We start from the raw sequence: 25,897 nt of genomic DNA, 5'->3' as shown, positions 1-25,897 counted from the left end.
GGTGGTCGGGCGGATTGTCCGATCACCACCCCTTTGTCTTGTGCTTGTGTCTCCGACAACCCGGACGAATCGGGCCATACGCTGAGCCGCATGCGTAGATTCGCCGGTCTTCTGGTTGTGCCCCTCGCCGTCCTGCTGGCCGCGTGCAGCAGCGGATCCGGGTCCTCGTCGGGCAGCTCCTCGTCCACCGCCACGGCCGCCTCCCCGGTGGAGGTGCCGAGCCCGGTCGCCTCGGCCGATCCGATGCCGACCGTGACGGGCAGCTTCGGCAGCAAGGCGACCATCACGCTGCCCGACGCGAAGCCCAGCGGCCAGTTCGTGGTGAACACCGTCTCGGCGGGCAGCGGGGCGACGGTGGCCAAGAACGACTGGGTCACCGTGAACTACACCGCCAAGGACTGGACCACCGGCAAGGACCTGCCCAGCTCCTACGACCAGGGCAGCAAGCCGCAGCTCTACCAGGCCGGCAGCGGCGGTCTGGTGCCCGCCTTCGACCAGAGCGTGGTGGGCCAGAAGGTGGGCAGCCGGGTGCTGGTGGTGGCCCCGCCGGCGGCGGCCTTCGGCAGCCAGGGCAACAGCGCGCTCGGGATCGGCAAGGACGACACCGTGGTCTTCGTGCTGGACATCATGCAGGACGTCCCGCCGGACTCCACGATCACCGGCACGATGTCCGAGCCGCCCGCGAACATGCCGCAGGTGACGGACAACGGGAAGGCCGCGCCGACCATCACCGTGCCCTCGGGCCAGGCCCCGCCGACCGACCTGCAGACCTTCGTGCTGATCAAGGGCGACGGCAAGGAGGTCAGCTCCGGGCAGACCCTGCTGGTGCAGTACACCGGCGTGGTCTGGGCGGACGGCAAGCAGTTCGACTCCTCCTGGAGCCACGGCGGGGCGCAGGCGCTCCAGGTCGGCACCGGCAGCCTGATCAAGGGCTGGGACCAGGCCCTGGTCGGCCAGACCGTCGGCAGCCGGGTGCTGCTGGTGGTGCCGCCGGCGCTGGGCTACGGGGACAAGGCGAGCGGTGCCATCCCGGCGAACTCGACGCTGGTCTTCGTGATCGACATTCTTGAGGCGGTCTGATCCCATGGGGTCGGGCGGGCGTTCGCGAACCTGAACGTCCGTCCTCATGGTGACCTGACATACTGCTGCCCTTCCGCAGTTGGTACCTGTCGTCGGGCGAGATGAATTGGGGAGTCATGTCTGAGAAAGCGTCGGGCCCGGGCGAGGCCGGGACCGCGAACGGCGCGGTCGGCCCAGGCCCGGCATCGCCCGACCGCGAGTCGATCGTCGTGCCGCCGGCGATCCTGGCCCAGCAGGCCGGCTGGGGCCAGGCCCCGGCCGCCCCTGCCGCGCCCAAGGACGACGAGCAGCCGCAGGTCTTCGCCTCCACCAAGCGCAAGCAGGAGGTCTCGGAGGCCGGCTACAACGAGAACCCGCCCGGAGTGGGCAAGCTGGGTGTGATCCTCGGCACGGTGCTCACCCTGCTGCTGGTCGGCAGCGGCATCACGCTCTACCTGGCCTACAAGCCGGACTCCAAGAGCTCCCCCGCCACCAAGGCCGACGCCGCGCCCACCGCGTCGCCGTCGCCCACCGAGGCCCCGGTGCCGCCGATCAAGGACACCGCCAAGGTGCTCCCGACGGTCACCGGCGACTTCGGCCAGAAGGCCACCATCGCGCTGCCCAAGGAGGCGGCCGACGGCACCTTCGTGGTCAAGGAGCTGAGCGCGGGCAACGGCCCGAAGGTGGAGAAGAACAGCTGGGTCACCGCCGACTTCACCGCGATGAACTGGACCACCGGCAAGGAGATCCAGGGCTCGTACGAGGGCGGCAAGCCGCAGCTGTTCCAGGCCGACGGGGGCCAGCTGATCCCCGCCCTGGACGCCGCCGTGACCGGCCACAAGGTCGGCAGCCGGCTGCTGGTGGTGGCCCCGCCGGCCGCGGCCTTCCGCGAGCAGGGCAGCCAGGGCATGGGCGTCGGGCCGACCGACAACCTGGTCTTCGTGATCGACATCCGCAACGCCAACGCGCCGGACGCCGTGCTCAGCGGTGACGTCACGCCCCCGCCGTCCGACTTCCCGAAGGTCAAGGACAACGGCAAGAAGGCCGCCGAGATCACCCCGGTGCCGGGCGCGGCCGACCCGACCGAGCTGAAGACCGCGGTGCTGATCCAGGGCAAGGGCCGCAAGGTCGAGTCCGGTGAGGGCGTCCTCGTCCAGTACACCGGCGCGCTCTACAAGGACGGCAAGAAGTTCGACTCCTCGCTCGACCGGGGTCAGGCGTTCAGCTTCGTCACCGGTGGCGGCAACGTCATCGAGGGCTGGGACAAGGGCCTGGTCGGGCAGGCCATCGGCAGCCGGGTCGAGCTGGTGATCCCCGCCTCGCTGGCCTACAAGGACCAGGCCAAGGACACCATCCCGGCCAACTCCACGCTGGTCTTCGTGGTCGACATCCTGGATGCCGGTATCGGCGGCGGCAGCGGCTGAGACACAATGTCAAGGTGATCCGGCGCGGGGCAACTCGCGGCCGGGCCTGACTTCGACGGGCGGCAGCCGGTCGTACCGTGGTCCTGGACAGGACTTCGGCGCGGGCGGCTGCCGCCGCGTCATGTGTCTATCAGCGAACGAGAAGAGTCTGTTGTGAGCATCAGCAAGCCGGAGATCGACTTCCCGGGCGGCGAGCCGCCGAAGGAACTGCAGATCCGCGACATCGTGGTCGGCGACGGTGCCGAGGCCAAGTCCGGCGCGATGGTCGAGGTCCACTACGTGGGTGTCACCTTCGAGTCGGGCGAGGAGTTCGACGCCTCCTGGAACCGCGGTCAGTCCTTCCGCTTCCCGCTGGGTGGCGGCCGCGTCATCAAGGGCTGGGACCAGGGCGTCCAGGGCATGAAGGTCGGCGGCCGCCGCGAGCTGGTCATCCCGGCCCACCTGGCCTACGGCAACCAGTCGCCGAGCCCGCTCATCCCGCCGGGTTCGACCCTGATCTTCGTGGTCGACCTGCTCGGCGTCTGAGCCCGCCCGCAGGGGCCGCATCCCGCCCGGCGGGATGCGGCCCCTGCGGCGTTCACGGACTCGGCTTTTGCGCAGCGTGCCCGTACCGGTACGGTCGGGTCCGCCGGATCAAGAATGTCCCGCCGAGACTCCCAGGAAGGTCCGCGATGGCGATCGCCAAGGCAGAGCGGCTGATGAACCTTGCGCTGTGCCTGATGAACACCAGACGCCCGCTCTCCAAGAAGGAGTTGCGGGAGTCCATCGAGGCCTACCGCGAGGCCTGGCAGCAGGGCAGCGAGGACGCCTTCAACCGGATGTTCGAACGGGACAAGGACGACCTGCGCGAGCTCGGCCTGGTCATCGACGTGGACGAGAACGCGCTGGACGGCGAGATCGGCTACCTGGCCCGCCGCGACCGCAACCGGCTGCCCGAGATCGCCCTGGACGCCGAGGAGGCCGCCGCGCTGAGCCTGGCCGCCCGGGTCTGGCAGCAGGCCAAGATGTCCGGCGCGGCCAGCGGTGCGCTGCAGAAGCTGCGGGCCGCCGGCGTGCCGTTCGCCGAGGACACCGAGCACAGCGCGCTGGAGCCGCGGATCCCGGCCCGCGAGGCCGCCTTCGAGCCGCTGCTCACCGCCGCCCGCGACCGCCGCCCGGTCGGCTTCGAGTACCGCAAGGCCGGCGCCGCCGTCCCCGAGCAGCGCGCGGTCGAGCCGTGGGCGCTGGAGTGCTGGCGCGGCCACTGGTACCTGGCCGGCTACGACCGGGACCGGCAGGACGCCCGGGTCTTCCGGCTCAGCCGGATCACCGGCAAGGTCCGCTCGCGGGCCGGCGCCTTCACCGGCGCGGTGCCCGAGCACGTGGACGTCCGGGCCTACGTGGCCCGGTTCGCCGGCGAGGGGGCCACCAGCACCGCCACCGTCCGGCTGCGCCGCGGCGCCGCCTTCCCGCTGCGGACCAAGGCGCTGGGCAGCGTCCGGGTGGACGAGCAGTGGGACGAGCTGGAGATCCCGTACGGCTACGGGCTGGGCGCCGACCTGGCCGAGTTCGGGCCGGACGTGGTGGTGCTGGGCCCGGACGACCTGCGGGCCGACGTCATCGACCGGCTGCGCGCGGTGGCCGGCCTCGCCGAGGGGGAGTAAGGCCATGAGCAACGCGATCGACCAGACCCGGCGGATGCTCTCCCTGGTCACCTACCTGCGCGAGCGCCCGGGTGCCGAGGTGGCCGAGGTGGCCCGCGCCTTCGGCATCACCGAGCGCGAGCTGATCGGCGACCTCAACGTGCTGCCGATGTGCGGCACCAGCTTCCGCGGCGGCGACCTGCTGGACATCGACACCGACGGCGAGCGGATCTGGTGGCACAACGTCGACGACGTGGCCCAGCCGCTGCGGCTGGCCGCCGACGAGGCGACCGCGCTGCTGGTCGCCGCCCGCGCGGTGGCCGGGCTGCCGGGTCTGCGCGAGCGGGACCGGCAGGCGCTCACCCGGGCCGTCGCCAAGCTGGAGGACGCGGCCGGCGAGAGCGCCGAGTCAAGCGCCCGGGTCGGCGTCACCTTCGAGGCCGAGGGCCAGGTCTTCGCCGACATCGACCGGGCGCTCAGCGAGGGCCGGCGGATCTGGCTGCGGTACTGGTCGCACGGGCGCGGCGGGATGACCGAGCGCGAGGTCGACCCGATCCGGCTGGTCACCGAGGGCCACACCTACCTGGAGGCCTGGTGCCGGGTCTCCGAGGACCGGCGGATCTTCCGGCTGGACCGGGTGGCCGAGATCAAGGTGCTGGACGAGGCCGCCGACGCGCCCCGGCTGCAGCCGCGCGACCTGTCGGCCGGCCTGGTCAACCCGGCCGCCGACGACCCCGAGGTGGTGGTCGAGGTCGGCCCCGGCGGGCGCTGGGTGGCCGAGTACTACACCCACGACTCGGCCGAGGAGCTGCCCGACGGCGGTCTGCGGATCACCCTGCGCAGCGCCGACCCCTCCGGGCTGCGCCCGCTCGCGCTGCGGCTGGGCCGGGACGGCCGGATCGTCTCCCCGCCCGAGCCGGCCGAGCAGGCCAGGGCCGCGGCGCTGGCCGCGCTGGACGCCTACCGGGACGGGCAGGTCTGATCCGGGGTGGTGGAGGGCACCAGATTCAAGGTCTACTGCTCGCAGTGCCGGGAGAAGGTGGAGCTGCCGGTCACCGACTTCCGGCTGGCGCTGGGGGCCACCGCGGAGCGGACCTTCTACAGCTTCACCTGCCCGGAGTGCGGCGCGGCGGTGCGCAAGACCGCCGGGGAGAAGATCGTCGCCGCGCTGAGCGCGGCCGGGGTGCGGACCATGCGGCTGCTGCCGCTGGACGGATAGGGTCGGCGCCATGGAGTGGATCGTCATCGCGGCCGTCCTGACGGCCACCGCGGGCCTGCTGGTGCTCGGCGTGCTCGGCTGCCGGCTCTGGCTGCAGGTCCGGGTGCTGGCCCGGGAGGTGGACGGCGCCTCCCGGGCGCTCGCCGAGGCGGCCGGCGCCCTCGCCGGACACCGGCGGTAGCGGGTTACCCTCTAGGGCAGGTCCCTGCGGTGCGGGAGGGGCCTGCCGCCTCGGCCACCGGGCGGTTGCCGGGCCGACATCGGCAGCGGCTACCATCGCCCGCAGCAGGGCAGTACCCGGATTGGCTGAGCTGACCGATGCTCAGCACGGGGGCCCGCCGCCCGGCGGGTTTCGTCGCACGAGTTCGAGGACCGGGGTTGAGCAAGTCTTCCAAAGCACCCAAGGATCCCGAAGGCCGGATGGCCCTCGCGGATCACCTGCGCGAGCTGCGCAGCCGGCTGGTGAAGTCGGTCCTGGCGATCCTGCTGTTCACGATCATCGCCGCGTACTTCAACAAGCCGCTGATCGACTTCCTGACCGCGCCACTGCCCCAGTGCGGCCCGGACGGCAAGCCGCTGCCGGGTGACACCAACTGCGCCAGCGTGGTCAACATCGGCCTGCTGACCCCGTTCACCCTGGTGCTCAAGGTCAGCCTCACGGCCGGTCTGGTGGCCGCCACCCCGGTCTGGCTGTACCAGCTGTGGAAGTTCGTCTCGCCGGGCCTGCACAAGCACGAGCGCCGGTACTCGCTCACCTTCCTCGGCGCCGGCACCCCGCTCTTCCTGGCCGGCGCGGCCTTCGCGTACCTGGTCATGCCGCTGACCGCGCAGATGCTGATCTCCTTCACGGCCGACCACGTCTCCAACATCCTGCCGGTCGAGGACTACCTCGACGTGGTCACCCGGATGGTGGTGGTGTTCGGCCTGGGGTTCGAGTTCCCGCTGTTCCTGGTGATGCTGAACGTCATCGGGGTGCTCACCGGCAAGCGGCTGCTGGGCTGGTGGCGCGCGATGGTGATGGCGATCACCGTCTTCGCCGCCTTCGCCACCCCGAGCGCCGACCCGCTGACCATGCTGGCGTTGGCGGCGCCGATGTGGGGCCTGTACTTCCTGGCCGTCGGCATCTCGGTGCTGAACGACCGCCGCCGGCTGCGCCGCAACCCGGACGCCGGGCTGGACGACGACGAGGCCTCGCAGGTCGACCTCTCGGTGGACGAGGTGGACGGCGCCGAGTCGGTGGCGGCCTCGGCCACGCCGGCCGCTCCGGCCCCGGTGCCCGCCGCCCGGCACGAGCAGATGGACGACATCACCTGATCGACGCCCACGAAGGCCCCGTTCCGCCGCCCGGCGGGGCGGGGCCTTCGCCATGACCGCGCCGGTCCGGCGGGCCACCTTGGCAGCTCCATCGCCATGTGACATATTACTGCCGTGTCCATGCGATCCCCCCACGACGTCGTGGTGATCGGCGCCGGTGTCGTCGGCGCCGCCTGCGCCTACTACGCCACCCAGGCCGGCCTGCGGGTCGCCGTGGTCGACCGCGGCCCGGTGGCCGGCGGCACCACCGGCGCCGGTGAAGGCAATCTGCTGGTCTCCGACAAGGAGCCCGGCCCCGAGCTGGACCTGGCCCTGCTCTCCACCCGGCTCTGGCTGGAGCTGGCCGACACCCTCGGGGTCGCGGTCGAGTACGAGCCCAAGGGCGGCCTGGTGGTCGCCCGGGACGCGGCCGGGATGGCGCTGCTGCGGCGGTTCGCCGCCGCGCAGGCCGCGGCCGGGGTCGAGGCCGCCGAGGTCAAGGGGGACGAGCTCGGCGAGCTGGAGCCGCACCTCGCCGCCGACCTGGCCGGCGGCTTCCACTACCCGCAGGACGCCCAGGTCCAGCCCGCGCTGGCCGCCGCCCACCTGCTGCGGGCCGCCCGCGCCGGCGGCGCCGAGCTGATCCTCGGCGAGGCCGTGCGGGCCGTGCGCACCCGGGCCGACGGCTCGGTGCTCGGGGTCACCACCGAGCGCCGCCGGCTGGACGCGGCTGCCGTGGTCAACGCCGCCGGCACCTGGGGCGGCGAGCTCGCCCGGCTCGCCGGGGTCGAGCTGCCCGTGCTGCCCAGGCGCGGCTTCGTCCTGGTCACCGAGCCGCTGCCGCGGATCGTCCGGCACAAGGTCTACGCCGCCGACTACGTGGCCGACGTGGCCAGCGGCTCCGCCGCCCTGCAGAGCTCCGCCGTGGTCGAGGGAACCCCCGGCGGACCGGTGCTGATCGGCGCCAGCCGGGAGCGGGTCGGCTTCGACCGGACGCTGTCCGTCGAGGTGCTGCGCCGGCTGGCCGGCAACGCCGCCGCGCTCTTCCCGGTGCTGCGCACGGTCGCCGTGCAGCGGGCCTACCGGGGCTTTCGCCCGTACCTGCCGGACCACCTGCCGGCGATCGGCGCCGACCCGCGGGCGCCCGGCCTGTACCACGCCTGCGGCCACGAGGGCGCGGGCATCGGGCTGGCCCCCGCCACCGGGCGGCTGATCGCCGCGCAGCTCACCGGCGCACCGCCGGAGCTGGACCCGAGCCCGTTCCGGCCCGACCGCTTCGCCGGCCGGCCCGCCCCCGAGGGAGAGGCATGAGTACCCGACGCACCCCCGCCGAGCTGGTCGGGGCCGAGCCCGGGCCCGGGCACACCATCGAGTTCGACGGGCGCCCCGTGCCCGCCCTGCCGGGCCAGACCATCGCCGCCGCGCTCTGGGCGGACGGCGTGCTGGCCTGGCGCACCACCCGGGTCGGCGGCCGGCCACGCGGCGCGTTCTGCGGGATCGGCGTCTGCTTCGACTGCCTGGCCACCGTCAACGGTGAGCCCAACCGGCGCACCTGCCTGCTCCCGGCCCGGCCCGGCGACAGCGTCACCACCCAGGAGGGCCACGGCCGTGCCGACCTCGCCGTCTGACCAGCGCGGCCCCGCCGCCGAGGACGCTGCCGCCGTCTACGACCTGGCCGTGATCGGGGCCGGGCCGGGCGGGCTGGCCGCCGCCGTCACCGCCGCCGACCTGGGCCTGAGCGTGGCCCTGCTGGACGCCGGCGGGCGCCCGGGCGGACAGTACTACCGCCACCCCGCGCCGGGCCTGCGCGCGGCCCGGCCCGAGCGGCTGCACCACGGCTGGTCCGCCTTCGCCGGCCTCTCCCGCCGCCTGCGGGAGCACATCGGCCACCGGCGGATCGGCTACCTGAGCGGCCACCACGTCTGGACCGCCGAGCCCGGCGCACCCTGGCGCCTGCACGCCACCACCGGCCGCGACGCCGGGGACGCGGCGGTGCTGCGGGCCCGCGCGGTGCTGCTCGCCACCGGCGCGTACGAGCGCCAGCTGCCCTTCCCCGGCTGGACGCTGCCCGGTGTGGTGACGGCCGGCGGTGCGCAGGCCATGCTCAAGTCCTCGCTGGTGCTGCCCGGGCGCCGGATCGTGGTGGCCGGGAGCGGCCCGCTGCTGCTGGCCGCCGCCTCCTCGCTGGTCACCGCGGGGGCCGAGGTGCCGGCGATCGTCGAGGCCGGGACCTACCTCGGCTACGCCCGGGGCCTGCCGACCCTGCTCGGCAACCCCGCCAAGCTGGTGGAGGGCGCCGGCCACGGCGCGCGGCTGCTGCGTCACCGGGTCCGGCTGCGGCGGGCCAGCGCGGTGGTCGAGGTGCACGGCAACGACCGGGTGACCGGCGTGACGGTGGCCCGGCTGGACCGCGACTGGCGGCCGGTGCCCGGCACCGGACGCCGGATCGACTGCGACGCGGTGGCGGTCGGCCACGGCCTGATCCCGCAGATCGAGCTGGCGACCGAGCTGGGCGCCGACACCCGGGTCATCCCGGACGGCACGGTCGCGCTGCGGGTGGACGCCGAGCAGCGCACCAGCCTGCCCGGCCTGTGGGCGGTGGGGGAGACCTGCGGGGTCGGCGGGGCCGACCTGGCGCTGGCCGAGGGGGTGCTGGCCGCGCACGCCGTCGCCGGGCGCGCGGCCCCGCCCGGGGTCGCCCGCCGCCGCGACCGCCGCCGGGCGTTCGCGGAGCTGATGGCCGCCGCGCACCGGCCCGCGCCCGGCTGGACGCAGTGGCTGACCCCGCAGACCGAGGTCTGCCGCTGCGAGGAAGTCCCGGCCGGGCGGATCCGCGAGGCGGTCGAGGAGCTCGGGGCCACCGACGCCCGGACGGTCAAGCTGCTCACCCGGGCCGGGATGGGCTGGTGCCAGGGGCGGATGTGCGGGGCGGCGGTGGCCTGCCTGTCCGGCGATCCCTCGACCAGGGCGGACAGCCGCCCGCTGGCCTGTCCGGTGCCGCTGGCCCAGCTGGAGCGGCTGCCGGCGCAGGAGCCGCAGGCCTCGGCGGAGCCGGAGGTGCCGGCCTAGGCCGTCCGGCGGATTTCTGCGGGGCGGCTCTTGTGGCCACCCCGTCAAATCCTATAAAATGTCACACCTCACCACACAGGAGAATCCCCCGTGTCCCACGCACCCCATGACCCCACCCGTCCATGGCGCGGCATCATGGTCGCCACCGCACTCCCGCTGCGTGACGACCGCTCCGTCGACTACGACGCCTACGCCGAGCACGTCCGCTGGCTGATCGACAACGGCTGCGACGGCGTCGTCCCCAACGGTTCGCTCGGCGAGTACCAGACCCTCACCGACGAGGAGCGCGCCCGCGTCGTCACGGTCGCCGTCGAGGCGGCCGGCGACGGCTCCCGGGTGATGCCCGGCGTCGCCGCGTACGGCAGCGCCGAGGCGCGCCGCTGGGCCGAGCAGGCCGGCGAGGCCGGGGCCGGCTCGGTGCTGCTGCTGCCGCCGAACGCCTTCCGGGCCGACGCGGCCGCCGTCCGGGCGCACTACGCCGAGGTCGCCGAGGCCGGCGTGCCGATCGTGGCCTACAACAACCCGATCGACACCAAGGTCGACCTGGTGCCCGAGCTGCTGGCGCAGCTGCACACGGCCGGCTCGATCGTCGCGGTCAAGGAGTTCAGCGGCGACGTCCGCCGGGCGTACGAGATCGCCGAGCTGGCCCCCGGTCTCGACCTGCTGATCGGCGCCGACGACGTGCTGCTGGAGCTGGCCCTGGCCGGCGCCGTCGGCTGGATCGCCGGCTACCCGAACGCCCTGCCCCAGGCCTGCGCCACGCTCTACCACGCCGCCGTGGCCGGTGACCTGGCCACCGCGCTGCCGCTCTACAAGTCCCTGCACCCGCTGCTGCGTTGGGACTCCAAGGTGGAGTTCGTCCAGGCCATCAAGCTGTCGATGGACATCGCCGGCCGCCCCGGCGGGCCGGTCCGCCCGCCGCGCTTCCCGCTCTCCCCGGAGATCGAGGCCGCCGTCCGGGCCGCCACCGAGAAGTCGCTGGCCGAGGGCCTGAAGTAACGCACTGTCAGCGGGGCCGGCTGCGGGGACAGCCGGCCCGCCCCGGCCCGTACGAGGGAGTATCGAACCCATGCGCAGCCGCCACGTCTTCCACGCCGTCGACTCGCACACCGAGGGCATGCCGACCCGGGTGATCACCGGCGGATTCGGCACCATCCCCGGCAGCACCATGGCCGAGCGCCGGGTCCACTTCCAGCAGCACCTGGACCACTTCCGCACCCTGCTGATGTACGAGCCGCGCGGCCACGCCGCGATGAGCGGGGCGATCCTGCAGCCGCCGACCCGGCCGGACGCCGACTTCGGGGTGCTCTACATCGAGGTCTCCGGGCTGCTGCCGATGTGCGGCCACGGCACGATCGGCGTCGCGACGGTGCTGGTGGAGACCGGCATGGTCGAGGTGGTCGAGCCGGTCACCACCGTCCGGCTGGACACCCCGGCGGGGCTGGTGATCGCCGAGGTGGCCGTCCAGGACGGCGCGGCCAAGGCCGTCACCATCCGCAACGTGGCCTCCTACGCGGTGGCGCTGGACCGGAAGGTGGAGGTGCCCGGCTACGGCACCGTCGGCTACGACCTGGCGTACGGCGGCAACTTCTACGCCGTGCTGCCGCTGGCCGAGCTCGGGCTGCCGTTCGAGCGCGAGCGCGGGCAGGACATCCTGACCGCCGGCCTGGCGCTGATGGACGCCATCAACGAGGCCGACCGCCCGGTGCACCCGCAGGACCCGTCGATCCACAGCTGCCACCACGTCCAGCTGCTGGCGCCGGGCTCCACCGCGGCGCACTCCCGGCACGCGATGGCCATCCACCCGGGCTGGTTCGACCGGTCGCCCTGCGGCACCGGCACCTCCGCCCGGATGGCCCAGCTGCACGCCCGCGGCGAGCTCCCGCTGCACCAGGACTTCCGCAACGACTCCTTCATCGGCACCACCTTCACCGGCCGCCTGGTGGAGGAGACCACCGTGGCCGGCCTGCCCGCGGTCGTCCCCACCGTCACCGGCCGGGCCTGGATCACCGGCACCGCGCAGTACTTCCTCGACCCGGACGACCCGTTCCCGGCCGGCTTCCTGCTCTGAAAGGCTTCCGCACCATGAGCATCGACTCGTACAACCCGGCCGACCCGAGCGATCTGGTGATCCGGGTCGAGGCCCCCGGCGCGGCCGGCACCGCCGCCGCCGTGGAGCGGGCCCGGGCCGCCGGGGCGGCCTGGCTGGGCGCGGGCGCCGCGGGCCGCTCGGCCGCCCTGGGCCGGGCCGCCGCCGCGCTCGAGGCGCACGCCGAGGAGCTCGCCGCGCTGGTGGTCCGCGAGGTCGGCAAGCCGGTCGCGGAGGCCCGCGGCGAGGTCGCCAGGACCGTCGCCATCTGGCGCTACTACGCGCAGGCGCCGTACGCCCCGGCCGGGGAGCTGCACGAACCGGCCGCGGGCCAGGGGCTGCTGATGACCCGGCGCCGCCCGTACGGGGTGGCCGGGCTGATCACGCCGTGGAACTTCCCGCTGGCCATCCCGACCTGGAAGGCCGCGCCGGCGCTCGCGGTCGGCAACACGGTGGTGCTCAAGCCCGCGCCGGAGGCGACCGCCTGCGCGCTGCGGCTGGCCGAGCTGGCCGGCCTCCCGGAGGGCGTGCTCACCGTGGTGCCGGGCGGGGCCGAGGAGGGCGCCGCGCTGGTGGACGCGGTCGACGTGGTCTCCTTCACCGGTTCGACCGGGGTCGGCCGGGTGGTGATCGCCGCCACCGCCGCCCGCGGGGTGCCGGTGCAGGCCGAGATGGGCGGTCTCAACGCGGCGCTGGTGCTGCCCGACGCGGACATCGAGCAGGCCGCCGCCCACCTGGCCGCGGCCATCGCCGGGTACGCCGGCCAGAAGTGCACCGCCACCAGCCGGGTGATCGCCGTCGGGGCGGCCCACCGGCCGCTGCGCGAGGCGCTCGCCAAGGCGCTGACCGCGACCGCGACCGGGGCGCCCGGGGAGGCGGAGACCGTCTGCGGGCCGGTGATCAGCGAGGCCGCGCTGCACCGGCTCACCGGCGCGCTGGACTCGGCGGTCGCCGCCGGCGCCACCGTGGTGGCGGGCGGCTCCCGGCCGGAGCGGGACGGCTGGTACCTCGAACCGACCCTGCTGGAGGACGTCCCGGACGGCCACCCGCTGCTGGCCGAGGAGTTCTTCGGCCCGCTCGCGGTGCTGGTCACGGCCGCCGACCTGGACGAGGCGATCGACCTGGCCAACAGCACCCGGCACTCGCTCGCCACCTCGGTGCACAGCCGCGACCTGGACACCGCGCTGGCCGCCGCCGACCGGCTGGAGGCCGGCATGATCCGGGTCAACGCGCCGTCCAGCGGCGTCGACTTCCACCTCCCGTTCTCCGGCGCCAAGTCCGCCAGCTACGGCAGCCGGGAGCAGGGGCAGGCCGTGCTGGACTTCTTCACCTCCAGCCGGACCGTCACGCTGCTGCCCGCCGGGACGTCCCGATGAACCCGATCAGCACCGTCGACTACCACGCGGCCGGTGAGCCGTTCCGGATCGTCACCGGCGGCCTGCCGCCCGTCCCGGGTGACACCGTCGCCGAGCGCCGGGCCGTCGCGCTCGGCGCCGGCGGCAGCGCCACCGCCCCGCGCCCCGGCGCTTTGGACGAGGTCCGCCGGCTGCTCTCCCGCGAACCGCGCGGCCACGCCGGGATGTACGGCGGCTTCGTGGTGCCGGCCGACGACAGCGAGGCGCACTTCGGGGTGCTGTTCTGGCACAAGGACGGCTACTCGACGGCCTGCGGGCACGGCACGATCGCGCTCGGCGCCTGGGCGGTGGACTCCGGCCTGGTCGCCGCGCCGGCCGACGGCACCGCCTGGGTGCGGATCGACGTGCCCTCGGGCCGGGTCTCGGCGGCCGTGCACCGCGCCGGCGGCCGCACCACCGCGGTCACCTTCCGCAACGTGCCGACCCTGGTCACCGCCCGCAAGGTGGCGGTGCCGACCTCGCGCGGCACCGTCGAGGTCGACCTGGCCCACTCCGGCGCCTGCTACGCCTCGGTCCGCGCCGCGGACCTCGGCCTGACCGTCCGGTCCGACCGGCTGCCCGAACTGACCGCGGTCGGACGGGAGATCCGCACCGCGCTGGCGGCCGGCCCGGGCACCCGGCACCCTCGGGACCCACGGCTGTCCGGTGTCTACGGGGTGATCCTCCACGAGGAGCTGCCGGACACCCCGCAGGGCCCCAGCCAGCGCAACGTCACCGTCTTCGCCGACGGCCAGATCGACCGCTCGCCCTGCGGCTCGGGCACCTCCGCCCGGCTGGCGCTGCTCGCCGCCGACGGCCGGCTCGGCCCGGGCGAGCAGCTGCGGCACGAGTCGGTGATCGGCACGGTGTTCACCGGCCGGGTGGTGGGGGAGCACCCGGACGGGGTGGTCACCGAGGTCACCGGCACGGCCCACCGCACCGGCGAGCACCGCTTCGAGCTCGACCCGTTCGACGGGCTCGGGACGGGATTCCAGCTCTGATGGCCGACGAACCGATCGGCCTCGCGCCGACCCTGGAGCTGACCCTCTCCCCGGCCGGGGCGGTCGAGGCGCTGGAGCGCGTGCTGCGCGAGGGCCTGGACCCGGAGCAGTGCCCCGCCCGCGCCAACATCCCCGTCCCGGCCGGGGAGTTGCTGCTGATGCCGGCCGCGGCCGGGCGGTACGCCGGGGTGAAGATCGCGGGCGTGGCGCCGGCCAACCCGGCCCGCGGCCTGCCCCGGATCACCGGCAGCTACCTGCTGCTGGACGGCCCGACCCTGCGGCCGCTGGCGCTGCTCGACGGCGCCGCGCTGACCGCGCTGCGCACCCCGGCGGTCACCGCGCTGGCGCTCGGCCGGCTGGCCACGCCCGACGCGGAGCACCTGGTGCTGTTCGGTACCGGCCCGCAGGCGTACGGGCATCTGGAGGCGCTGGCCGCGATCCGCCCGCTGACCCGGCTCACGGTGGTGGGACGCAGTGCGGTGCGGGCCGAGGAGTTGTGCGCCCGGGGCCGCGCGCTGGGGCTGGAGGCGGTGGCCGGCGGGCCCGGTGCGGTGGCCGGGGCGGATCTGGTGGTCTGCTGCACCACGGCCCGTACGCCGCTGTTCGACGGCGCGCTGGTGCCGGACCGGGCGGTGGTGGCGGCGGTCGGCTCGCACGAGCCCGGGGCGCGCGAGGTGGACGGCGCGCTGGTGCGGCGCTCCGCGCTCTACACCGAGTCCAGGGCCACCGCGTTGCGCGAGGCGGGCGATCTGCTGATGGCTTTCCGGGAGGTCGGGGAGGCCGTTCCGGCGAGCCTTGCGAACCTCTCAGAACTGGTGAACGATGGGGCAGTTGCCCCGCTCGACCGGCCGCGGTTCTTCAAGAGCGTCGGGATGGCCTGGCAGGATCTGGCAGTCGCTGCCAGGCAATACGAATGTCACCCGAATTGCGTTTGAATCTTCCACAATTTGAGTAACGTGACATTGTACAATGGTGTCCTGCAAACTCCCGGAGGAACACCATGGCGGACCGAAAGCCCCGCACCCTCATCTCGGTACAGGAGCGGCTGCGCGACCAGGTCGCGCACGCACTGCGCGCGGGGCTCATCTCCGGCGAGCTGCGCCCCGGCGTCGTCTACTCCGCGCCCGCCCTGGCCGCCGACTTCGGGGTCTCCGCCACCCCCGTCCGCGAGGCGATGCTCGACCTCGCCCGCGAGGGCCTGGTCGAGGCCGTCCGCAACAAGGGCTTCCGGGTCACCGAGCTCAGCGAGCGGGACCTCGACGAGTACACCGAGATCCGCGCCCTGATCGAGGTGCCCACGGTCGGCCGGGTCGCCCGCACCGCCACCCCCGAACAGCTCGAGGCGCTGCGCCCCGAGGCCCAGGCCATCGTGGTCGCCGCCCGGGAGCACGACCTGATCGGCTACCTGGAGGCGGACCGGCAGTTCCACCTCGACCTGCTCGGACTGGCCGGCAACGCCCGCCTGGTGGAGACCGTCGGCGACCTGCGCAAGCGCTCCCGCCTCTACGGCCTCAACCGGCTGGACCAGCGCGGCGAGCTGGTCACCTCCGCCGAGGAGCACCTGGAGCTGCTCGACCTGATGATCGCCGGCCGGGCCGACGAGGCCGAGGAGTGCATGGCCCGCCACCTCGGCCACATCCGCTCGCTCTGGGCCTCCGGCGCGGAGCACGCCGTCGAGGAGCGCCCCGCCCTGCGACTCGGCGCCCGCTGACCCGTCCGGGTCGGCGGCCTCGGCCGAGCTGCCTCAGGTGAGCGGCCTCGACCGAGCTGCCTCAGCGGAGGCGGCCGTCGTGCATCTGCGCCACCCGGTCGACGCGGTGGAGCAGGTCGCGGTCGTGGGTGACCATCACCGTCGCCGTCCCATGGGTGCGGGTGACCTCGGCGAGCAGCTCGACGATCTGCGTGCCGCGCTCGTGGTCCAGGGCGGAGGTGGGCTCGTCCACCAGGAGCACCGAGGGACGGCCGAACAGCGCCCGGGCGATGTTCACCCGCTGGCGCTCGCCGCCCGAGAGCTGGTGCGGACGGCGGCGCTGCTTGGCGCCGTCCAGCCCGACCGAGGTCAGCAGCTCCTCGGCGCGGGCCCGGGCCGCCGCCGGGCGCCCGCCGCGGACCGACTCCAGCACCAGCAGCTGCTCCACGGCGGTCAGCGAGGCCAGCAGGTTGGACTGCTGGAAGACGATCCCGAGCCGCTCGCGGCGCAGCGCCGTCCGGGCCCGGTCGCCGAGCGCTCCGGTGTCCTGACCGTCGATCATCACCTCGCCCGTGTCGGGCCGTTGCAGGGTGGCGGCCACCGCCAGCAGGCTCGACTTGCCGGAGCCGGACGGGCCGACCACCGCGGTGAACTCGCCCGGGGCGACCACCAGCGACACCGCGTCCAGCGCGGTCAGCCGGCTCTCGCCGTCCGGGTAGCTGAGCGTCACCCCGCGCAACGCGAGGCCGGTGCGGGTGAGTTGGGGGGTCGTGGTCATCGGGAGGCTCCCAGTGCGGCCAGCGGGTCGACGGAGGTGATGCGGCGGACCGCCAGCGCGGCCCCGGCCAGGCCCAGCAGGACCATCGCGGCCACCGGTACGGCCACGGTGGCCGGCCCGACGTCGAACGGCACCGCGGCGGAGGCCAGCAGCCCGCCCGCCCCGCCGACCGCCCCGCCGAGCAGCGCCCCGGCGAGCAGCACCGCGGCCGCCTGCGCCAGCGCGTCCCGCACCAGGTAGCCGCTGCTCGCGCCGACCGCCTTGAGGACCGCGATGTCGGGGCGCCGCTGCACCGTCCAGACGGTGAAGAAGGCGCCGACGACCAGCGCGCTCACCGCGAACAGGAAGCCCTGGATCAGCTGCAGGCTGCCCTGCTCGGCCGCGTAGCCGTTGATCCCGGCCAGCGCGTCGGCCAGCGCCACGGTCGTGGTGCCCTGGGCCCGGTCCAGCGCGGCCGCCGCGGCGGGGGCGCCGGTGAGCGCCAGCGCGGTGGGCCGGCTCTGGCCGCTGATCCGCTCCCAGCCGGCCAGCGTGGTCCAGACGGTGGGCGCGTGCGAGTACGAGCGCTCCGCGGTGATCGCGGAGACGGTCAGCGTGCTCGGGCCGACCGTGACCCGCGCCCCCACCGACAGGTGGTACGTGCGCGCGGTGTCCGCGCCGACCGCCAGCTGGCCGTCCTGCGGGGCCGCGCCCTGGCGCAGCGGCGGCAGCAACTCGGCGGGGGAGCCCAGCACGCTGACCGAGGCCGCCGCGTCGGCCGCGGTCAGCCTGGTCAGCGAGATGCCCAGCGGCTGGGCGGCCCGCACGCCGGGCGCGGCGGTGAAGGCGGCCTGCTGCTCGGCGGAGACGGTGGAGTTGCCGAACGAGACCGTCGGGGCGGCGCCGGCCGGGGCGCCGAACACGATCCGGTCGGCCGGCAGCGCGGCGACGGTCGAGGAGGCGGCGGCGGCCAGGCCGCCGGTGAGGCCGTAGAGGAACACGACCAGCGTGGTGATCAGGGTGACGACCGCGCCCATGAGGGCGAAGCGGCCCTTGGCGAAGCGGATGTCACGCAGTGCGACGAACACGGGGACCTTCCGGTGGAGGGGGCTGTCCGATGGCGTCACCCACCCTGGCCGCCCGCGACGCCGCCGCCATCGTGGAGAGGAGGGCACCTCGCCTCCACCGTCGGATGCAGCCGGGAATCCATCGAACGGTTGATGCCCGGCCGGTCGGCGGGGGCCGCCGCAGCCCGTACCCTCGGAAGGCGTGACCCGTACCGAACCGCCCGCACCGGGCCACGCCGCCGACACCCCCGCCCTGCGGCTGATGAATCTGGCCCTGCACGGGCTGTTCTTCGCCCTGCTCGGGGTGCTGCTGGTGCGCGGTACGGTCGGCGGCGACCTCGGGGCCGGCGCGCTGGCCACCGCCGCCGCGCTGGCCGTGGTGTACGCCGCCGGCGGGCCGGTCGGGCGGATCCGCGACAGCCGCGCGTGGGCCTGGCTCTGGCTCGGGGCGGTGGTGCTGCTCTGGATCGCGCTGACCCTGCAGCACCCCGAGTTCTGCTACCTCGCCTTCCCGCTCCACTTCCTCTGCCTGCACCTGCTGCCGGTGCGCCGGGCGGTGGCCGCCGTCGCCGGGCTCACCCTGATCGTGGTCGCCGCGCAGGCCGGCACAGCGGGCGGCCTCACCACCGCCAAGGTGCTCGGCCCGGTCGCGGGCGCGGCCGTCGCCCTGCTCACCGCGTACGGCTACGCCGCGCTCTACCGGGAGAGCCGCGAGCGCCAGCGGCTGATCGACGACCTGATGCGCACCCGCGGCGAGCTCGCCGCCACCCAGCGCGAGGCCGGGCGGCTGGCCGAACGGCAGCGCCTCGCCCGCGAGATCCACGACACCCTGGCCCAGGGCCTGTCCTCGATCGTGCTGCTCGCCCGGGCCGCCGAGTCGGCGCTGCCCGCCGACCCCGCCACCGCCGCGAGCCGGATCCACGAGGTCGGGCGGACGGCCTCCGCCAACCTCGCCGAGGCCCGCCGGTTCGTCCACGCGCTCACCCCGCCCGCCCTCGACGACGTCACCCTCACCGAGGCGCTGCGCCGCCTGGCGCAGGGTGCGAGCGCCGACTTCCACCTCGACGGCGAGCCGCACCCGCTGCCGGTCGAGGCGGAGGTGGCGCTGCTCCGGCTCACCCAGGAGGCGCTCGCCAACGCCGTCCGGCACGCCCGGGCGGGGCGGATCGCGGTCACCCTCGCCTACCTCGACGACGAGGTGACCCTGGACGTCTTCGACGACGGGGTCGGCTTCGACCCGCGGGCCAGGTCGGGCGGTGGCCGCCGTACCTTCGGCCTGCACGGCATGCGGGAGCGGATCGCCGCCCTCGGCGGCAGCCTGACCGTCGAGTCGGCCCCCGGCGAGGGCACCGCCGTCGCGGCGGCGCTGCCGCTGCAGGCGACGGTGCCGGCCGAGGCGGGTGCCCGGTGATCACGGTCCTGCTGGTGGACGACCACCCGGTGGTGCGGCGCGGCCTGCGGGCGATGGTCGACGACTTCCCGGACATCACGGCGGTCGGCGAGGCGGCGGACGGCGCGGAGGCGCTGCGGCGGCTGGCGGAGCTGGAGCGGCGGCCGGACGTGGTGCTGATGGACCTCCAGATGGGCCCCGGTATGCACGGCGTCGAGGCGACCCGCCGGATCACCGCGCTGCCCGACCCGCCCGCCGTGCTGATCCTCACCACCTACAGCACCGACGCCGACATCCTCGCCGCGGTCGAGGCCGGCGCCACCGGCTACCTGCTCAAGGACGCCCCGCCGCAGGAGGTGGCGGCCGCGGTGCACGCCGCCGCGCGGGGCGAGACGGTGCTCGCCCCGCCGGTGGCCGCCCGGCTGCTGGGCCGGGTGCGCTCCGGCCGGCCGAGCCTGTCACCGCGCGAGACCGAGATCCTCCGGCTGCTCGCCGAGGGCCTGGCGAACCGGCAGATCTCCCGGCGGCTCTTCATCAGCGAGGCCACCGTGAAGACCCACCTGGTGCACATCTACGACAAGCTCGGTGTCGACAGCCGCACCGGGGCGATCGCCGCCGGCCTCGGCTCCGGGCTGATCCGGCCGGCCTGAGGCGCCTTGGCGGCGGGGGCCGGGTGGGGCGCCCGCGCGGAGCGGTCGGAGCTGTCGCAGCTGTCGGAGCTCTCGGAGCGGTCAGAGCGGTCAGAGGGGGAGGACCGGGCGGGTGGAGTAGTCCTCGTAGAGGTCCTCGCCCTCCGGGCCGTGGACGAACTCGGCCATGAACGGGTTGCGGTTGGCCGTGGCCAGCGGCAGCCAGCCCAGCAGGTGGCCGTAGCCGCCGCAGACCGACTCGCCGCCGTCGCCGCCGTGCACGGCCCTCGGGTCGGCGGAGATCTCGGTGCGGTAGGTGTCGTAGGTGATCCGCAGCCCCAGGGCGCTCGGCCGGTGCTGCGGCCCGGTGGTGTCGCCGTACGGGATGCGGTCGAGCGGGCACTCGTCGCCCCAGCGGAACAGCGTGCTCGCGCCGGCCCCGCAGGCGTGCTCCCACTCGTCGGAGCTGGGCAGCCGCAGGCCGCGGGTGGCGAGCGCGGCCGGCATGTCGCACGGGAGCTCGGTCAGGCCCTCGTCCGCCACCGCCATCAGCACCGTGGCCAGGGTGACGCTGCGCGGGGTGCTCATGAGGTGGGCGAGGTGGGTCCGCAGGTCGCGGCCGAAGCCGAAGCCCTCCGCCAGGCTCCGGGCGTAGTCGGCGATCTGCCCGGGCGTGGGCTGCCAGGCGTCCGGGTCGAAGCCGAGCCGCACCTCGCCGCCGGGTATCAGGGCGAACTCCTGCCCCTGCCGCTCGATCCGGACCCGGTGCAGCGGGGCGCCGAGGTGCTGGACGCTCTCCACCGCCGTCACCCGGCCGCCCACCAGGTCGGCGGCCTGCCGGGCGAGATCGCGGGCGGTCGGCAGGTCGAGCGACCGCCAGCGGTCGAGCGTGAGATCGGCGAGAGACATGGCCGCAGTCTGGCACCGGCCACCGACACCTCGCGTTCACGCGTCGTCAGCCGGCGCCGACACGGCGGCCGGCCGCGAGCGGTCCCCCGGGCGGGGCATTCCTCAGCAGGAGTACGCCGCGGGGCGGGGCCGGGCGGGCGACCGGCTCCGCCGTGGGGCGCGGGGTCGGAGCACCGGGATGTCGACCTTCAGCACGAAGGCGTGCGGCGCCGGGTCGGCCGGGGCCTGGTAGGTGAGGGTGGCCGTGACCCTGCTGCCGTGCGGGGCGGTCGGGCCGACCCGGACCGCGAAGCCGCGGTTGACCCAGGACCAGGTGTTGCCGACCACGTCGGGGCAGGTCGCGGTGGTGCCGTCGGCCGAGAACTCGCACGGCGCCCAGTCCGGCGCGGAGCTCAGGAAGCGCGAGCCGGGCGGCAGTTGGGCGACCAGGCGGCCGCGCCACGGGTAGTCGGTGGACGGGCCGAGGTTGCGCTCCTCGACCTCGAAGTCGGCCGGCTCGCCGGGGGCGGCCGGCAGCGGCGGCCGGGCGCGGCCACCGTCACGGCGAGGTCGCGGGCGTAGGGCGGGGACGAGGGTGGCGGGCGGCTCGGATCGGCGCCCACGTTCGTCCGCGACGTTATCCCCGGGCGGCGGGCGGCAGCGGGACGACCGGGCCGGGGCGCCCCCGGACGCCGCCCGCCCGGGTGACCTGACAGGGCTCGGGGCGACTTCGGTGCGGGGCCGTTAGGGTGGGGCGAGGAGTGGGGTGAACCGGCCCTGGAGGAGTGGCACATGACGGTGGATCTGACCGGTCTCGCGGCGCCCGTGGTGGCCGCGCCGATGGCGGGCGGGGCCTCGACCCCGCAGCTGGTCGCGGCGGTGGGCGCCGCCGGCGGCTTCGGCCTGCTGGCCGCCGGGTACCGGACGGCCGCCGCCGTGGCGGAGCAGATCCGGGCCACCCGGCAGCTCACGGACCGGCCGTTCGGCCTCAACCTCTTCGTGCCGGCCGCCCCCGGCGACCCGGCGGCCGTCGCCGGGTACCGGGAGCGGCTGCTCCCCGAGGCCGAGCGGCACGGTGTCGAGCTGCCGGCCGCGATCGCGCCGGACCGGGACGACTGGGACGCCAAGATCGAGCTGCTGCTGGCCGATCCGGTGCCGGTGGTCTCGTACACCTTCGGCCTGCCCGCCCCGGCCGAGGCGCAGGCGCTGCGGGCCGCCGGGATCGTGCAGGTCGGCACGGTGACCACGCCGGCCGAGGCGCGGGCCGCGGCCGAGCTCGGGATGGACCTGCTGACGGTGCAGGGCCCGGAGGCGGGCGGCCACCGGGCCACCCACCGGGCGGACGCCGAGCCCGGCGCCGTGCCGCTGCTCGACCTGCTGGCGGCGGTCCGCGCCGAGGTCGACCTCCCGCTGATCGCGGCCGGCGGGATCGCCGACGGCCCGGGGCTGGCCGCCGCCCTGCGGGCCGGTGCGGTGGCCGCCCAGCTGGGCACGGCCTTCCTGCGCTGCGAGGAGTCGGGCGCCTCGGCGGCGTACCGGCAGGCCCTGGTCGACCCGCGGTTCCGGGAGACCGTCGTCACCCGTACCTTCACCGGCCGTCCGGCGCGCGGGCTGCGCAACGCCTTCATCGACCGCTACCAGCCGTACGCGCCGGCCGCCTACCCGGAGGTGCACCACCTCACCCAGCCGTTGCGGGCGGCGGCGGCGAAGCGGGCCGACCTGCAGGCGATGCACCTGTGGGCCGGCACCAACCACGGGCTGGCCGCGGCCGGCCCGGCGGCGGCGATCGTCCGGGAGCTCGTGACGGGGCCGGCCCGTACCTGAGCCGCGGGCCACCGCCGGGCCGGCGGGGGTCAGCCCAGCAGGGTGCCCATCCACTCCTCGATCCCGGCCACCGTGCGCGGCAGCCCGCCGGACATCAGCCGGGCGCCGTCCGAGGTGATCACCAGGTCGTCCTCGATCCGGACGCCGATGCCGCGCAGTTCGAGCGGCAGCGTCTCGTCGTCGGGCTGCAGGTACAGGCCGGGCTCGACGGTGAGCACCATGCCCTCCTCCAGCACGCCGTCCAGGTAGGTCTCGGCCCGCGCCTTGGCGCAGTCGTGCACGTCGAGGCCGAGCATGTGGCCGCTGCTGCACAGGGTGTAGCGCCGGAACAGGCCGCTGTCCTCGCGCAGGGCCTCCTCGGCGGAGATCCGCAGCACGCCCCAGTCGACCAGGCCTTCGGCGATCACCCGCATGCCGGCCCGGTGGAAGTCGCGGAAGCTGGCACCCGGGCGCAGGGTGGCGATGGCGGCGTCCTGGGCGGCCAGCACCAGCTCGTACACCTGGCGCTGGACGGGGGAGAACGTGCCGCCGAGCGGGAGGGTGCGGGTGACGTCGGCGGTGTAGAGGGTGTCGGTCTCCACGCCGGCGTCCAGCAGCAGCAGTTCGCCGGGGTCGAGCGCGCCGTCGTTGCGGATCCAGTGCAGGACGCAGGCGTGGGCGCCGGAGGCGACGATGGTGTCGTACCCGGTGCCGTTGCCCTCGGCGCGCGCACGCAGGTTGAAGGTGCCCTCCAGCCAGCGCTCGCCCCGGCCGTGGCGCAGCGCGGCGGGCAGCGCCCGGACCACGTCCTCGAAGCCGGTGGCGGTGAGGTCGACGGAGTGCTGGAGCTGGGCGACCTCCCAGGCGTCCTTGATCAGGCGCAGCTCGGAGAGCGCGGCCGCGAGTGCGGTGTCCGACTGCTCGGCGGCGGCGTCGGGCCGCCCGGCGAGCGCGTCGAGCGCCGGGTCGACGCCGGTGAGCACCCGGGTGGCGGGCTGCCCGCCGGTGAAGAGCTTGGCCAGGTCGTCCAGGTGCGCGGTGCGCACGCCGGTCAGCCGGGCGGCCTCGTCGAGGTCGGGCCGGCGGCCGACCCAGAACTCGCCGTAGCGGCGGTCGCGGTAGAACTCGCCGCCGTACGGGCCGGGGCCGCCGCGCGGGGAGCGCGGGCGCAGGTGGAGCACCGCCTCGCCGGTGGGCTCGATCACCAGGACGTGGCCGACCTGGTCCTCGCCGGTGAGGCCGGTGAGCCAGGCGTAGGCGCTGTGCGGGCGGAAGCGGTAGTCGCAGTCGTTGCTGCGGACCTTCAACTGCCCGGCGGGGATCAGCAGTCGCTCGCCGGGGAAGGCGGCGGCCAGCCGGCTGCGCCGGGAGCCGGTGGCGTCGTACCCGGGCACCCGCCGGTCGGCGGGCAGCGGGGTGGCGGCCCACCCGGTGCCCATGAAGGCGTCGAGGGCGGGCGAGACGGGCAGATCGTGGCTGCCGGTGTTGAGGCGAGGGGTGGGTTCGGCGGTCACTGCTGCGACTCCTCTGACCTGGGGCGGAACTACGGGGAACGATAATGGAGTTGCGCTCCGGCAGGACACGGCTCGGTAACGGGCCGCACCAGCTCTTGCCAGTGCAATTTCACATTACTATGTTACGGGTCACATCCCGGAGGGGCTAGACCCATGGTCGCCCCTCCGGAGTGGGCCCCGGATCAGCCCCGGGGCGGACTGGGTCTCAACACCGGCCCCCCATCTCGGAGTTCAACATGAACAGGCGCACGCACGTCGCCCTGGCGGCGACCATCGCAGCAACCCTCACCCTTGGTCTCGGGGCATGCAGCAGCAACGGCAGCAGCAACGGCGACGGCGCCGACCACGCGGGTGTCACCACCGAGGGCAACGGCATCGTCGGCGGCACGCCGGTCAAGGGCGGCACCCTCACCATCCTGTCCAACCAGGACTTCGACCAGCTCGACCCGGCCCGCAACTGGACCATGCCGGTGATGGACGTCGGGGTCCGGATGCTCTACCGCACCCTGACCACCTTCAAGGCGGCCCCGGGCGCCGAGGGCCTGAAGATCGAGCCGGACCTGGCCACCGACCTCGGCACCCCGAGCGACGGCGCCAAGACCTGGACCTTCCACCTCAAGGACGGCCTCAAGTACGAGGACGGCACCCCGATCGTCGCCGACGACATCAAGTACAACGTCGAGCGCTCCTACTCGCCCGAGCTGCCGGGCGGCCCCGACTACGCGGTGCGCTACCTCGACGCGCCCGAGGGCTACAAGGGCCCGCTCGCCGGTGAGCGCCTGGGCAAGCAGGCCATCGAGGTCCCGGACGCCAAGACCATCATCTTCCACCTCAAGCGCCCGGTCGCCGAGTTCGGCTACACCGTGACCCTGCCGACCTTCGCGCCGGTGCCCAAGGCGAAGGAGGCCGGCGCCAACTACAGCAACCACCCGGTCTCCTCCGGCCCGTACAAGATCGAGGAGTACGACCGCGGCAAGCGCATGGTGCTGGTCCGCAACACCAACTGGGACGAGAAGACCGACCCGGTGCGCAAGGCCTACCCGGACAAGATCGTGGTGGAGCAGACCCTCAAGGGCGCCGGCATCGCCGACCGGCTGATCGCCGACCAGGGGGACGACAAGAACGCGATCTCCTACGTCGACCTGGTCTCCGCGAAGGTCGGCGAGGTGCTCACCAACCCGGAGCTGAAGAAGCGGCTGATCAGCGAGAACTCCGGCTGTACCGCGATGTTGGTGACCAACACCAGCAAGCCCCCCTTCGACAACCAGAAGCTGCGCCTGGCGCTGCAGTACGCGGTGGACAAGGAGGCGTACGCGACCGCGGTCGGCGGCCCGGCGTTCAACGACGTCGCCACCACCTTCCTGCCGCCGGTGCTGACCGCCGGCGCGCCGATCGACCACTTCATGATCAAGCCGGCCGGCGACCCGGAGAAGGCCAAGCAGCTGATGGCCGAGGCCGGTTACGCGAGCGGCCTGAAGACCGAGCTGATCACCTCCACCGGCGGCAAGCCGCAGGCCGAGGCGGTCCAGGCCTCGCTGAAGAAGGTCGGCATCGACGTCACCGTCACCACCGTCGACCCGACCGCGGTCGCCTCCATCACCGGCGACAAGGACAAGCAGCCCGGCCTCTCGCTCAGCGGCTGGTGCCCGGACTACCCGTCCGCCGCGACCTTCCTGCCGATGATCTTCGACGGCCGGTCCATCAAGGACAAGGGCAACAACGGCAACAACAGCCGGTTCAACGACCCGGAGACCATCGCGGAGCTGGACCGCATCGCGGGCCTGGAGGACCTCCAGAAGGCCAACACGGCGTGGCTCGCCCTCGACGCCAAGATCATGGACAAGTCGCCCGCCATCCCGATGACCTGGCAGAAGAAGCCGCTGCTGGTCGGCTCCAACATCGCCGGCGCCTTCGCGCACCCGGTGTGGTCCGGCCAGATCGACTACGCCGTCATCGGCCTGAAGTCCGTCAAGTAGTCAGGAGCCTGAC

The 25,897-nt window shown here is 74.6% G+C and carries 26 protein-coding genes; 21 read left to right on the top strand and 5 right to left on the bottom strand.

The genetic code is table 11. The features are described 5' to 3' along the window. Positions 1-90: 90 nt before the first annotated feature. From AB0K43_RS19420 to AB0K43_RS19340, 17 genes are all read left to right on the top strand, one after another. Positions 91-1,080, top strand: coding sequence for an FKBP-type peptidyl-prolyl cis-trans isomerase (locus tag AB0K43_RS19420; RefSeq protein WP_363641294.1), 990 nt, complete (start codon positions 91-93; stop codon positions 1,078-1,080). Positions 1,081-1,196: 116 nt separating this feature from the next. Continuing rightward, entirely contained in the window at positions 1,197-2,483 is a 1,287-nt protein-coding gene (locus AB0K43_RS19415) for an FKBP-type peptidyl-prolyl cis-trans isomerase (RefSeq protein ID WP_363641292.1), read from the top strand. A gap of 153 nt (positions 2,484-2,636) precedes the next feature. Beyond that, entirely contained in the window at positions 2,637-3,008 is a 372-nt protein-coding gene (locus AB0K43_RS19410) for an FKBP-type peptidyl-prolyl cis-trans isomerase (RefSeq protein WP_363641290.1), read from the top strand. 146 nt (positions 3,009-3,154) lie between these two features. Continuing rightward, entirely contained in the window at positions 3,155-4,126 is a 972-nt protein-coding gene (locus AB0K43_RS19405) for a WYL domain-containing protein (protein ID WP_363641288.1), read from the top strand. 4 nt (positions 4,127-4,130) lie between these two features. Then, on the top strand, positions 4,131-5,087 hold the full coding sequence (locus AB0K43_RS19400; RefSeq protein WP_363641286.1) for a WYL domain-containing protein: 957 nt from the start codon (positions 4,131-4,133) through the stop codon (positions 5,085-5,087). A gap of 9 nt (positions 5,088-5,096) precedes the next feature. Then, on the top strand, positions 5,097-5,324 hold the full coding sequence (locus tag AB0K43_RS19395) for a hypothetical protein (RefSeq protein WP_363641284.1): 228 nt from the start codon (positions 5,097-5,099) through the stop codon (positions 5,322-5,324). Positions 5,325-5,334: 10 nt separating this feature from the next. Further along, on the top strand, positions 5,335-5,505 hold the full coding sequence (locus tag AB0K43_RS19390) for a hypothetical protein (RefSeq protein ID WP_363641282.1): 171 nt from the start codon (positions 5,335-5,337) through the stop codon (positions 5,503-5,505). Between the two features lie 239 nt (positions 5,506-5,744). Next, positions 5,745-6,638: a twin-arginine translocase subunit TatC gene (gene tatC / locus AB0K43_RS19385; protein ID WP_363641280.1), complete on the top strand. Its 894-nt coding sequence runs from the start codon at positions 5,745-5,747 to the stop codon at positions 6,636-6,638. 120 nt (positions 6,639-6,758) lie between these two features. Further along, the gene (locus AB0K43_RS19380; protein ID WP_363641278.1) at positions 6,759-7,928 is read left to right on the top strand and encodes an FAD-binding oxidoreductase; all 1,170 of its coding nucleotides are present in this window, start codon (positions 6,759-6,761) and stop codon (positions 7,926-7,928) included. Further along, positions 7,925-8,245 (top strand): (2Fe-2S)-binding protein, encoded by a 321-nt coding sequence (locus AB0K43_RS19375; RefSeq protein ID WP_363641276.1) that lies wholly within the window; start codon positions 7,925-7,927, stop codon positions 8,243-8,245. The genes AB0K43_RS19380 and AB0K43_RS19375 overlap by 4 nt, the downstream gene beginning before the upstream one ends. Continuing rightward, positions 8,226-9,686 (top strand): NAD(P)/FAD-dependent oxidoreductase, encoded by a 1,461-nt coding sequence (locus AB0K43_RS19370; protein WP_363641274.1) that lies wholly within the window; start codon positions 8,226-8,228, stop codon positions 9,684-9,686. Before AB0K43_RS19375 ends, AB0K43_RS19370 begins: the two co-directional genes overlap by 20 nt. A gap of 135 nt (positions 9,687-9,821) precedes the next feature. Next, complete coding sequence (locus tag AB0K43_RS19365) at positions 9,822-10,685, top strand: dihydrodipicolinate synthase family protein (protein ID WP_363641400.1); 864 nt, start codon at positions 9,822-9,824, stop codon at positions 10,683-10,685. Positions 10,686-10,755: 70 nt separating this feature from the next. Next, on the top strand, positions 10,756-11,757 hold the full coding sequence (locus tag AB0K43_RS19360) for a proline racemase family protein (RefSeq protein ID WP_363641272.1): 1,002 nt from the start codon (positions 10,756-10,758) through the stop codon (positions 11,755-11,757). Between the two features lie 14 nt (positions 11,758-11,771). Further along, positions 11,772-13,151, top strand: coding sequence for an aldehyde dehydrogenase family protein (locus AB0K43_RS19355; RefSeq protein ID WP_363641270.1), 1,380 nt, complete (start codon positions 11,772-11,774; stop codon positions 13,149-13,151). Continuing rightward, positions 13,148-14,170, top strand: coding sequence for a proline racemase family protein (locus AB0K43_RS19350; protein WP_363641268.1), 1,023 nt, complete (start codon positions 13,148-13,150; stop codon positions 14,168-14,170). The genes AB0K43_RS19355 and AB0K43_RS19350 overlap by 4 nt, the downstream gene beginning before the upstream one ends. Next, positions 14,170-15,105, top strand: a complete 936-nt coding sequence (locus AB0K43_RS19345) for an ornithine cyclodeaminase family protein (RefSeq protein WP_363641266.1) — start codon at positions 14,170-14,172, stop codon at positions 15,103-15,105. Before AB0K43_RS19350 ends, AB0K43_RS19345 begins: the two co-directional genes overlap by 1 nt. 65 nt (positions 15,106-15,170) lie before the next feature. Beyond that, entirely contained in the window at positions 15,171-15,881 is a 711-nt protein-coding gene (locus AB0K43_RS19340; protein ID WP_363641264.1) for a GntR family transcriptional regulator, read from the top strand. 61 nt (positions 15,882-15,942) lie between these two features. Here AB0K43_RS19340 and AB0K43_RS19335 read toward each other — a convergent pair whose 3' ends face one another. Continuing rightward, positions 15,943-16,638, bottom strand: coding sequence for an ABC transporter ATP-binding protein (locus AB0K43_RS19335; RefSeq protein WP_363641262.1), 696 nt, complete (start codon positions 16,636-16,638; stop codon positions 15,943-15,945). Continuing rightward, positions 16,635-17,705 (bottom strand): FtsX-like permease family protein, encoded by a 1,071-nt coding sequence (locus AB0K43_RS19330; protein ID WP_363641260.1) that lies wholly within the window; start codon positions 17,703-17,705, stop codon positions 16,635-16,637. Before AB0K43_RS19330 ends, AB0K43_RS19335 begins: the two co-directional genes overlap by 4 nt. 181 nt (positions 17,706-17,886) lie before the next feature. Here AB0K43_RS19330 and AB0K43_RS19325 point away from each other — a divergent pair, with 181 nt between their 5' ends. Both AB0K43_RS19325 and AB0K43_RS19320 read left to right on the top strand, forming a co-directional pair. Beyond that, positions 17,887-19,095, top strand: a complete 1,209-nt coding sequence (locus tag AB0K43_RS19325) for a sensor histidine kinase (RefSeq protein WP_363641258.1) — start codon at positions 17,887-17,889, stop codon at positions 19,093-19,095. Next, the gene (locus AB0K43_RS19320; RefSeq protein ID WP_363641256.1) at positions 19,092-19,724 is read left to right on the top strand and encodes a response regulator transcription factor; all 633 of its coding nucleotides are present in this window, start codon (positions 19,092-19,094) and stop codon (positions 19,722-19,724) included. The genes AB0K43_RS19325 and AB0K43_RS19320 overlap by 4 nt, the downstream gene beginning before the upstream one ends. Before the next feature lie 90 nt (positions 19,725-19,814). On the opposite strand, the gene AB0K43_RS19315 is transcribed toward AB0K43_RS19320, so the two are convergent. Together AB0K43_RS19315 and AB0K43_RS19310 are read right to left on the bottom strand one after the other, a co-directional pair. Next, positions 19,815-20,612: a hypothetical protein gene (locus AB0K43_RS19315; protein ID WP_363641254.1), complete on the bottom strand. Its 798-nt coding sequence runs from the start codon at positions 20,610-20,612 to the stop codon at positions 19,815-19,817. A gap of 102 nt (positions 20,613-20,714) precedes the next feature. Next, on the bottom strand, positions 20,715-20,939 hold the full coding sequence (locus AB0K43_RS19310) for a hypothetical protein (RefSeq protein WP_363641252.1): 225 nt from the start codon (positions 20,937-20,939) through the stop codon (positions 20,715-20,717). Between the two features lie 444 nt (positions 20,940-21,383). Here AB0K43_RS19310 and AB0K43_RS19305 point away from each other — a divergent pair, with 444 nt between their 5' ends. Next, positions 21,384-22,415: a nitronate monooxygenase gene (locus AB0K43_RS19305; protein WP_363641250.1), complete on the top strand. Its 1,032-nt coding sequence runs from the start codon at positions 21,384-21,386 to the stop codon at positions 22,413-22,415. 29 nt (positions 22,416-22,444) lie between these two features. On the opposite strand, the gene AB0K43_RS19300 is transcribed toward AB0K43_RS19305, so the two are convergent. Continuing rightward, positions 22,445-23,908: an aminopeptidase P family protein gene (locus AB0K43_RS19300; RefSeq protein ID WP_363641248.1), complete on the bottom strand. Its 1,464-nt coding sequence runs from the start codon at positions 23,906-23,908 to the stop codon at positions 22,445-22,447. Between the two features lie 236 nt (positions 23,909-24,144). On the opposite strand from AB0K43_RS19300, the gene AB0K43_RS19295 reads away from it, so the two are divergent. Continuing rightward, a complete protein-coding gene (locus AB0K43_RS19295) occupies positions 24,145-25,884 on the top strand; it encodes an ABC transporter substrate-binding protein (protein WP_363641246.1) in 1,740 nt (579 codons plus the stop codon). Positions 25,885-25,897 lie beyond the last annotated feature (13 nt).

Origin of the sequence: Kitasatospora sp. NPDC049258, assembly GCF_040678895.1 — a bacterium.
Taxonomy (GTDB): Bacteria; Actinomycetota; Actinomycetes; order Streptomycetales; family Streptomycetaceae; genus Kitasatospora.
The sequence above is the reverse complement of the archived record's forward strand: the minus strand, read 5'-3'. Positions and strand labels throughout refer to the sequence as shown.

What these genes read in the sequence shown, in the direction of transcription:
- AB0K43_RS19350 (WP_363641268.1), top strand. Translation starts at nt 13,148, where the DNA reads ATGAACCCGATCAGCACCGTCGACTACCACGCGGCCGGTGAGCCGTTC.
- tatC (WP_363641280.1), top strand. Translation starts at nt 5,745, where the DNA reads ATGGCCCTCGCGGATCACCTGCGCGAGCTGCGCAGCCGGCTGGTGAAG.
- AB0K43_RS19415 (WP_363641292.1), top strand. Translation starts at nt 1,197, where the DNA reads ATGTCTGAGAAAGCGTCGGGCCCGGGCGAGGCCGGGACCGCGAACGGC.
- AB0K43_RS19405 (WP_363641288.1), top strand. Translation starts at nt 3,155, where the DNA reads ATGGCGATCGCCAAGGCAGAGCGGCTGATGAACCTTGCGCTGTGCCTG.
- AB0K43_RS19390 (WP_363641282.1), top strand. Translation starts at nt 5,335, where the DNA reads ATGGAGTGGATCGTCATCGCGGCCGTCCTGACGGCCACCGCGGGCCTG.
- AB0K43_RS19360 (WP_363641272.1), top strand. Translation starts at nt 10,756, where the DNA reads ATGCGCAGCCGCCACGTCTTCCACGCCGTCGACTCGCACACCGAGGGC.
- AB0K43_RS19400 (WP_363641286.1), top strand. Translation starts at nt 4,131, where the DNA reads ATGAGCAACGCGATCGACCAGACCCGGCGGATGCTCTCCCTGGTCACC.
- AB0K43_RS19315 (WP_363641254.1), bottom strand. Translation starts at nt 20,612, where the DNA reads ATGTCTCTCGCCGATCTCACGCTCGACCGCTGGCGGTCGCTCGACCTG.
- AB0K43_RS19365 (WP_363641400.1), top strand. Translation starts at nt 9,822, where the DNA reads ATGGTCGCCACCGCACTCCCGCTGCGTGACGACCGCTCCGTCGACTAC.
- AB0K43_RS19345 (WP_363641266.1), top strand. Translation starts at nt 14,170, where the DNA reads ATGGCCGACGAACCGATCGGCCTCGCGCCGACCCTGGAGCTGACCCTC.
- AB0K43_RS19380 (WP_363641278.1), top strand. Translation starts at nt 6,759, where the DNA reads ATGCGATCCCCCCACGACGTCGTGGTGATCGGCGCCGGTGTCGTCGGC.
- AB0K43_RS19295 (WP_363641246.1), top strand. Translation starts at nt 24,145, where the DNA reads ATGAACAGGCGCACGCACGTCGCCCTGGCGGCGACCATCGCAGCAACC.
- AB0K43_RS19335 (WP_363641262.1), bottom strand. Translation starts at nt 16,638, where the DNA reads ATGACCACGACCCCCCAACTCACCCGCACCGGCCTCGCGTTGCGCGGG.
- AB0K43_RS19375 (WP_363641276.1), top strand. Translation starts at nt 7,925, where the DNA reads ATGAGTACCCGACGCACCCCCGCCGAGCTGGTCGGGGCCGAGCCCGGG.
- AB0K43_RS19305 (WP_363641250.1), top strand. Translation starts at nt 21,384, where the DNA reads ATGACGGTGGATCTGACCGGTCTCGCGGCGCCCGTGGTGGCCGCGCCG.
- AB0K43_RS19420 (WP_363641294.1), top strand. Translation starts at nt 91, where the DNA reads ATGCGTAGATTCGCCGGTCTTCTGGTTGTGCCCCTCGCCGTCCTGCTG.
- AB0K43_RS19355 (WP_363641270.1), top strand. Translation starts at nt 11,772, where the DNA reads ATGAGCATCGACTCGTACAACCCGGCCGACCCGAGCGATCTGGTGATC.
- AB0K43_RS19340 (WP_363641264.1), top strand. Translation starts at nt 15,171, where the DNA reads ATGGCGGACCGAAAGCCCCGCACCCTCATCTCGGTACAGGAGCGGCTG.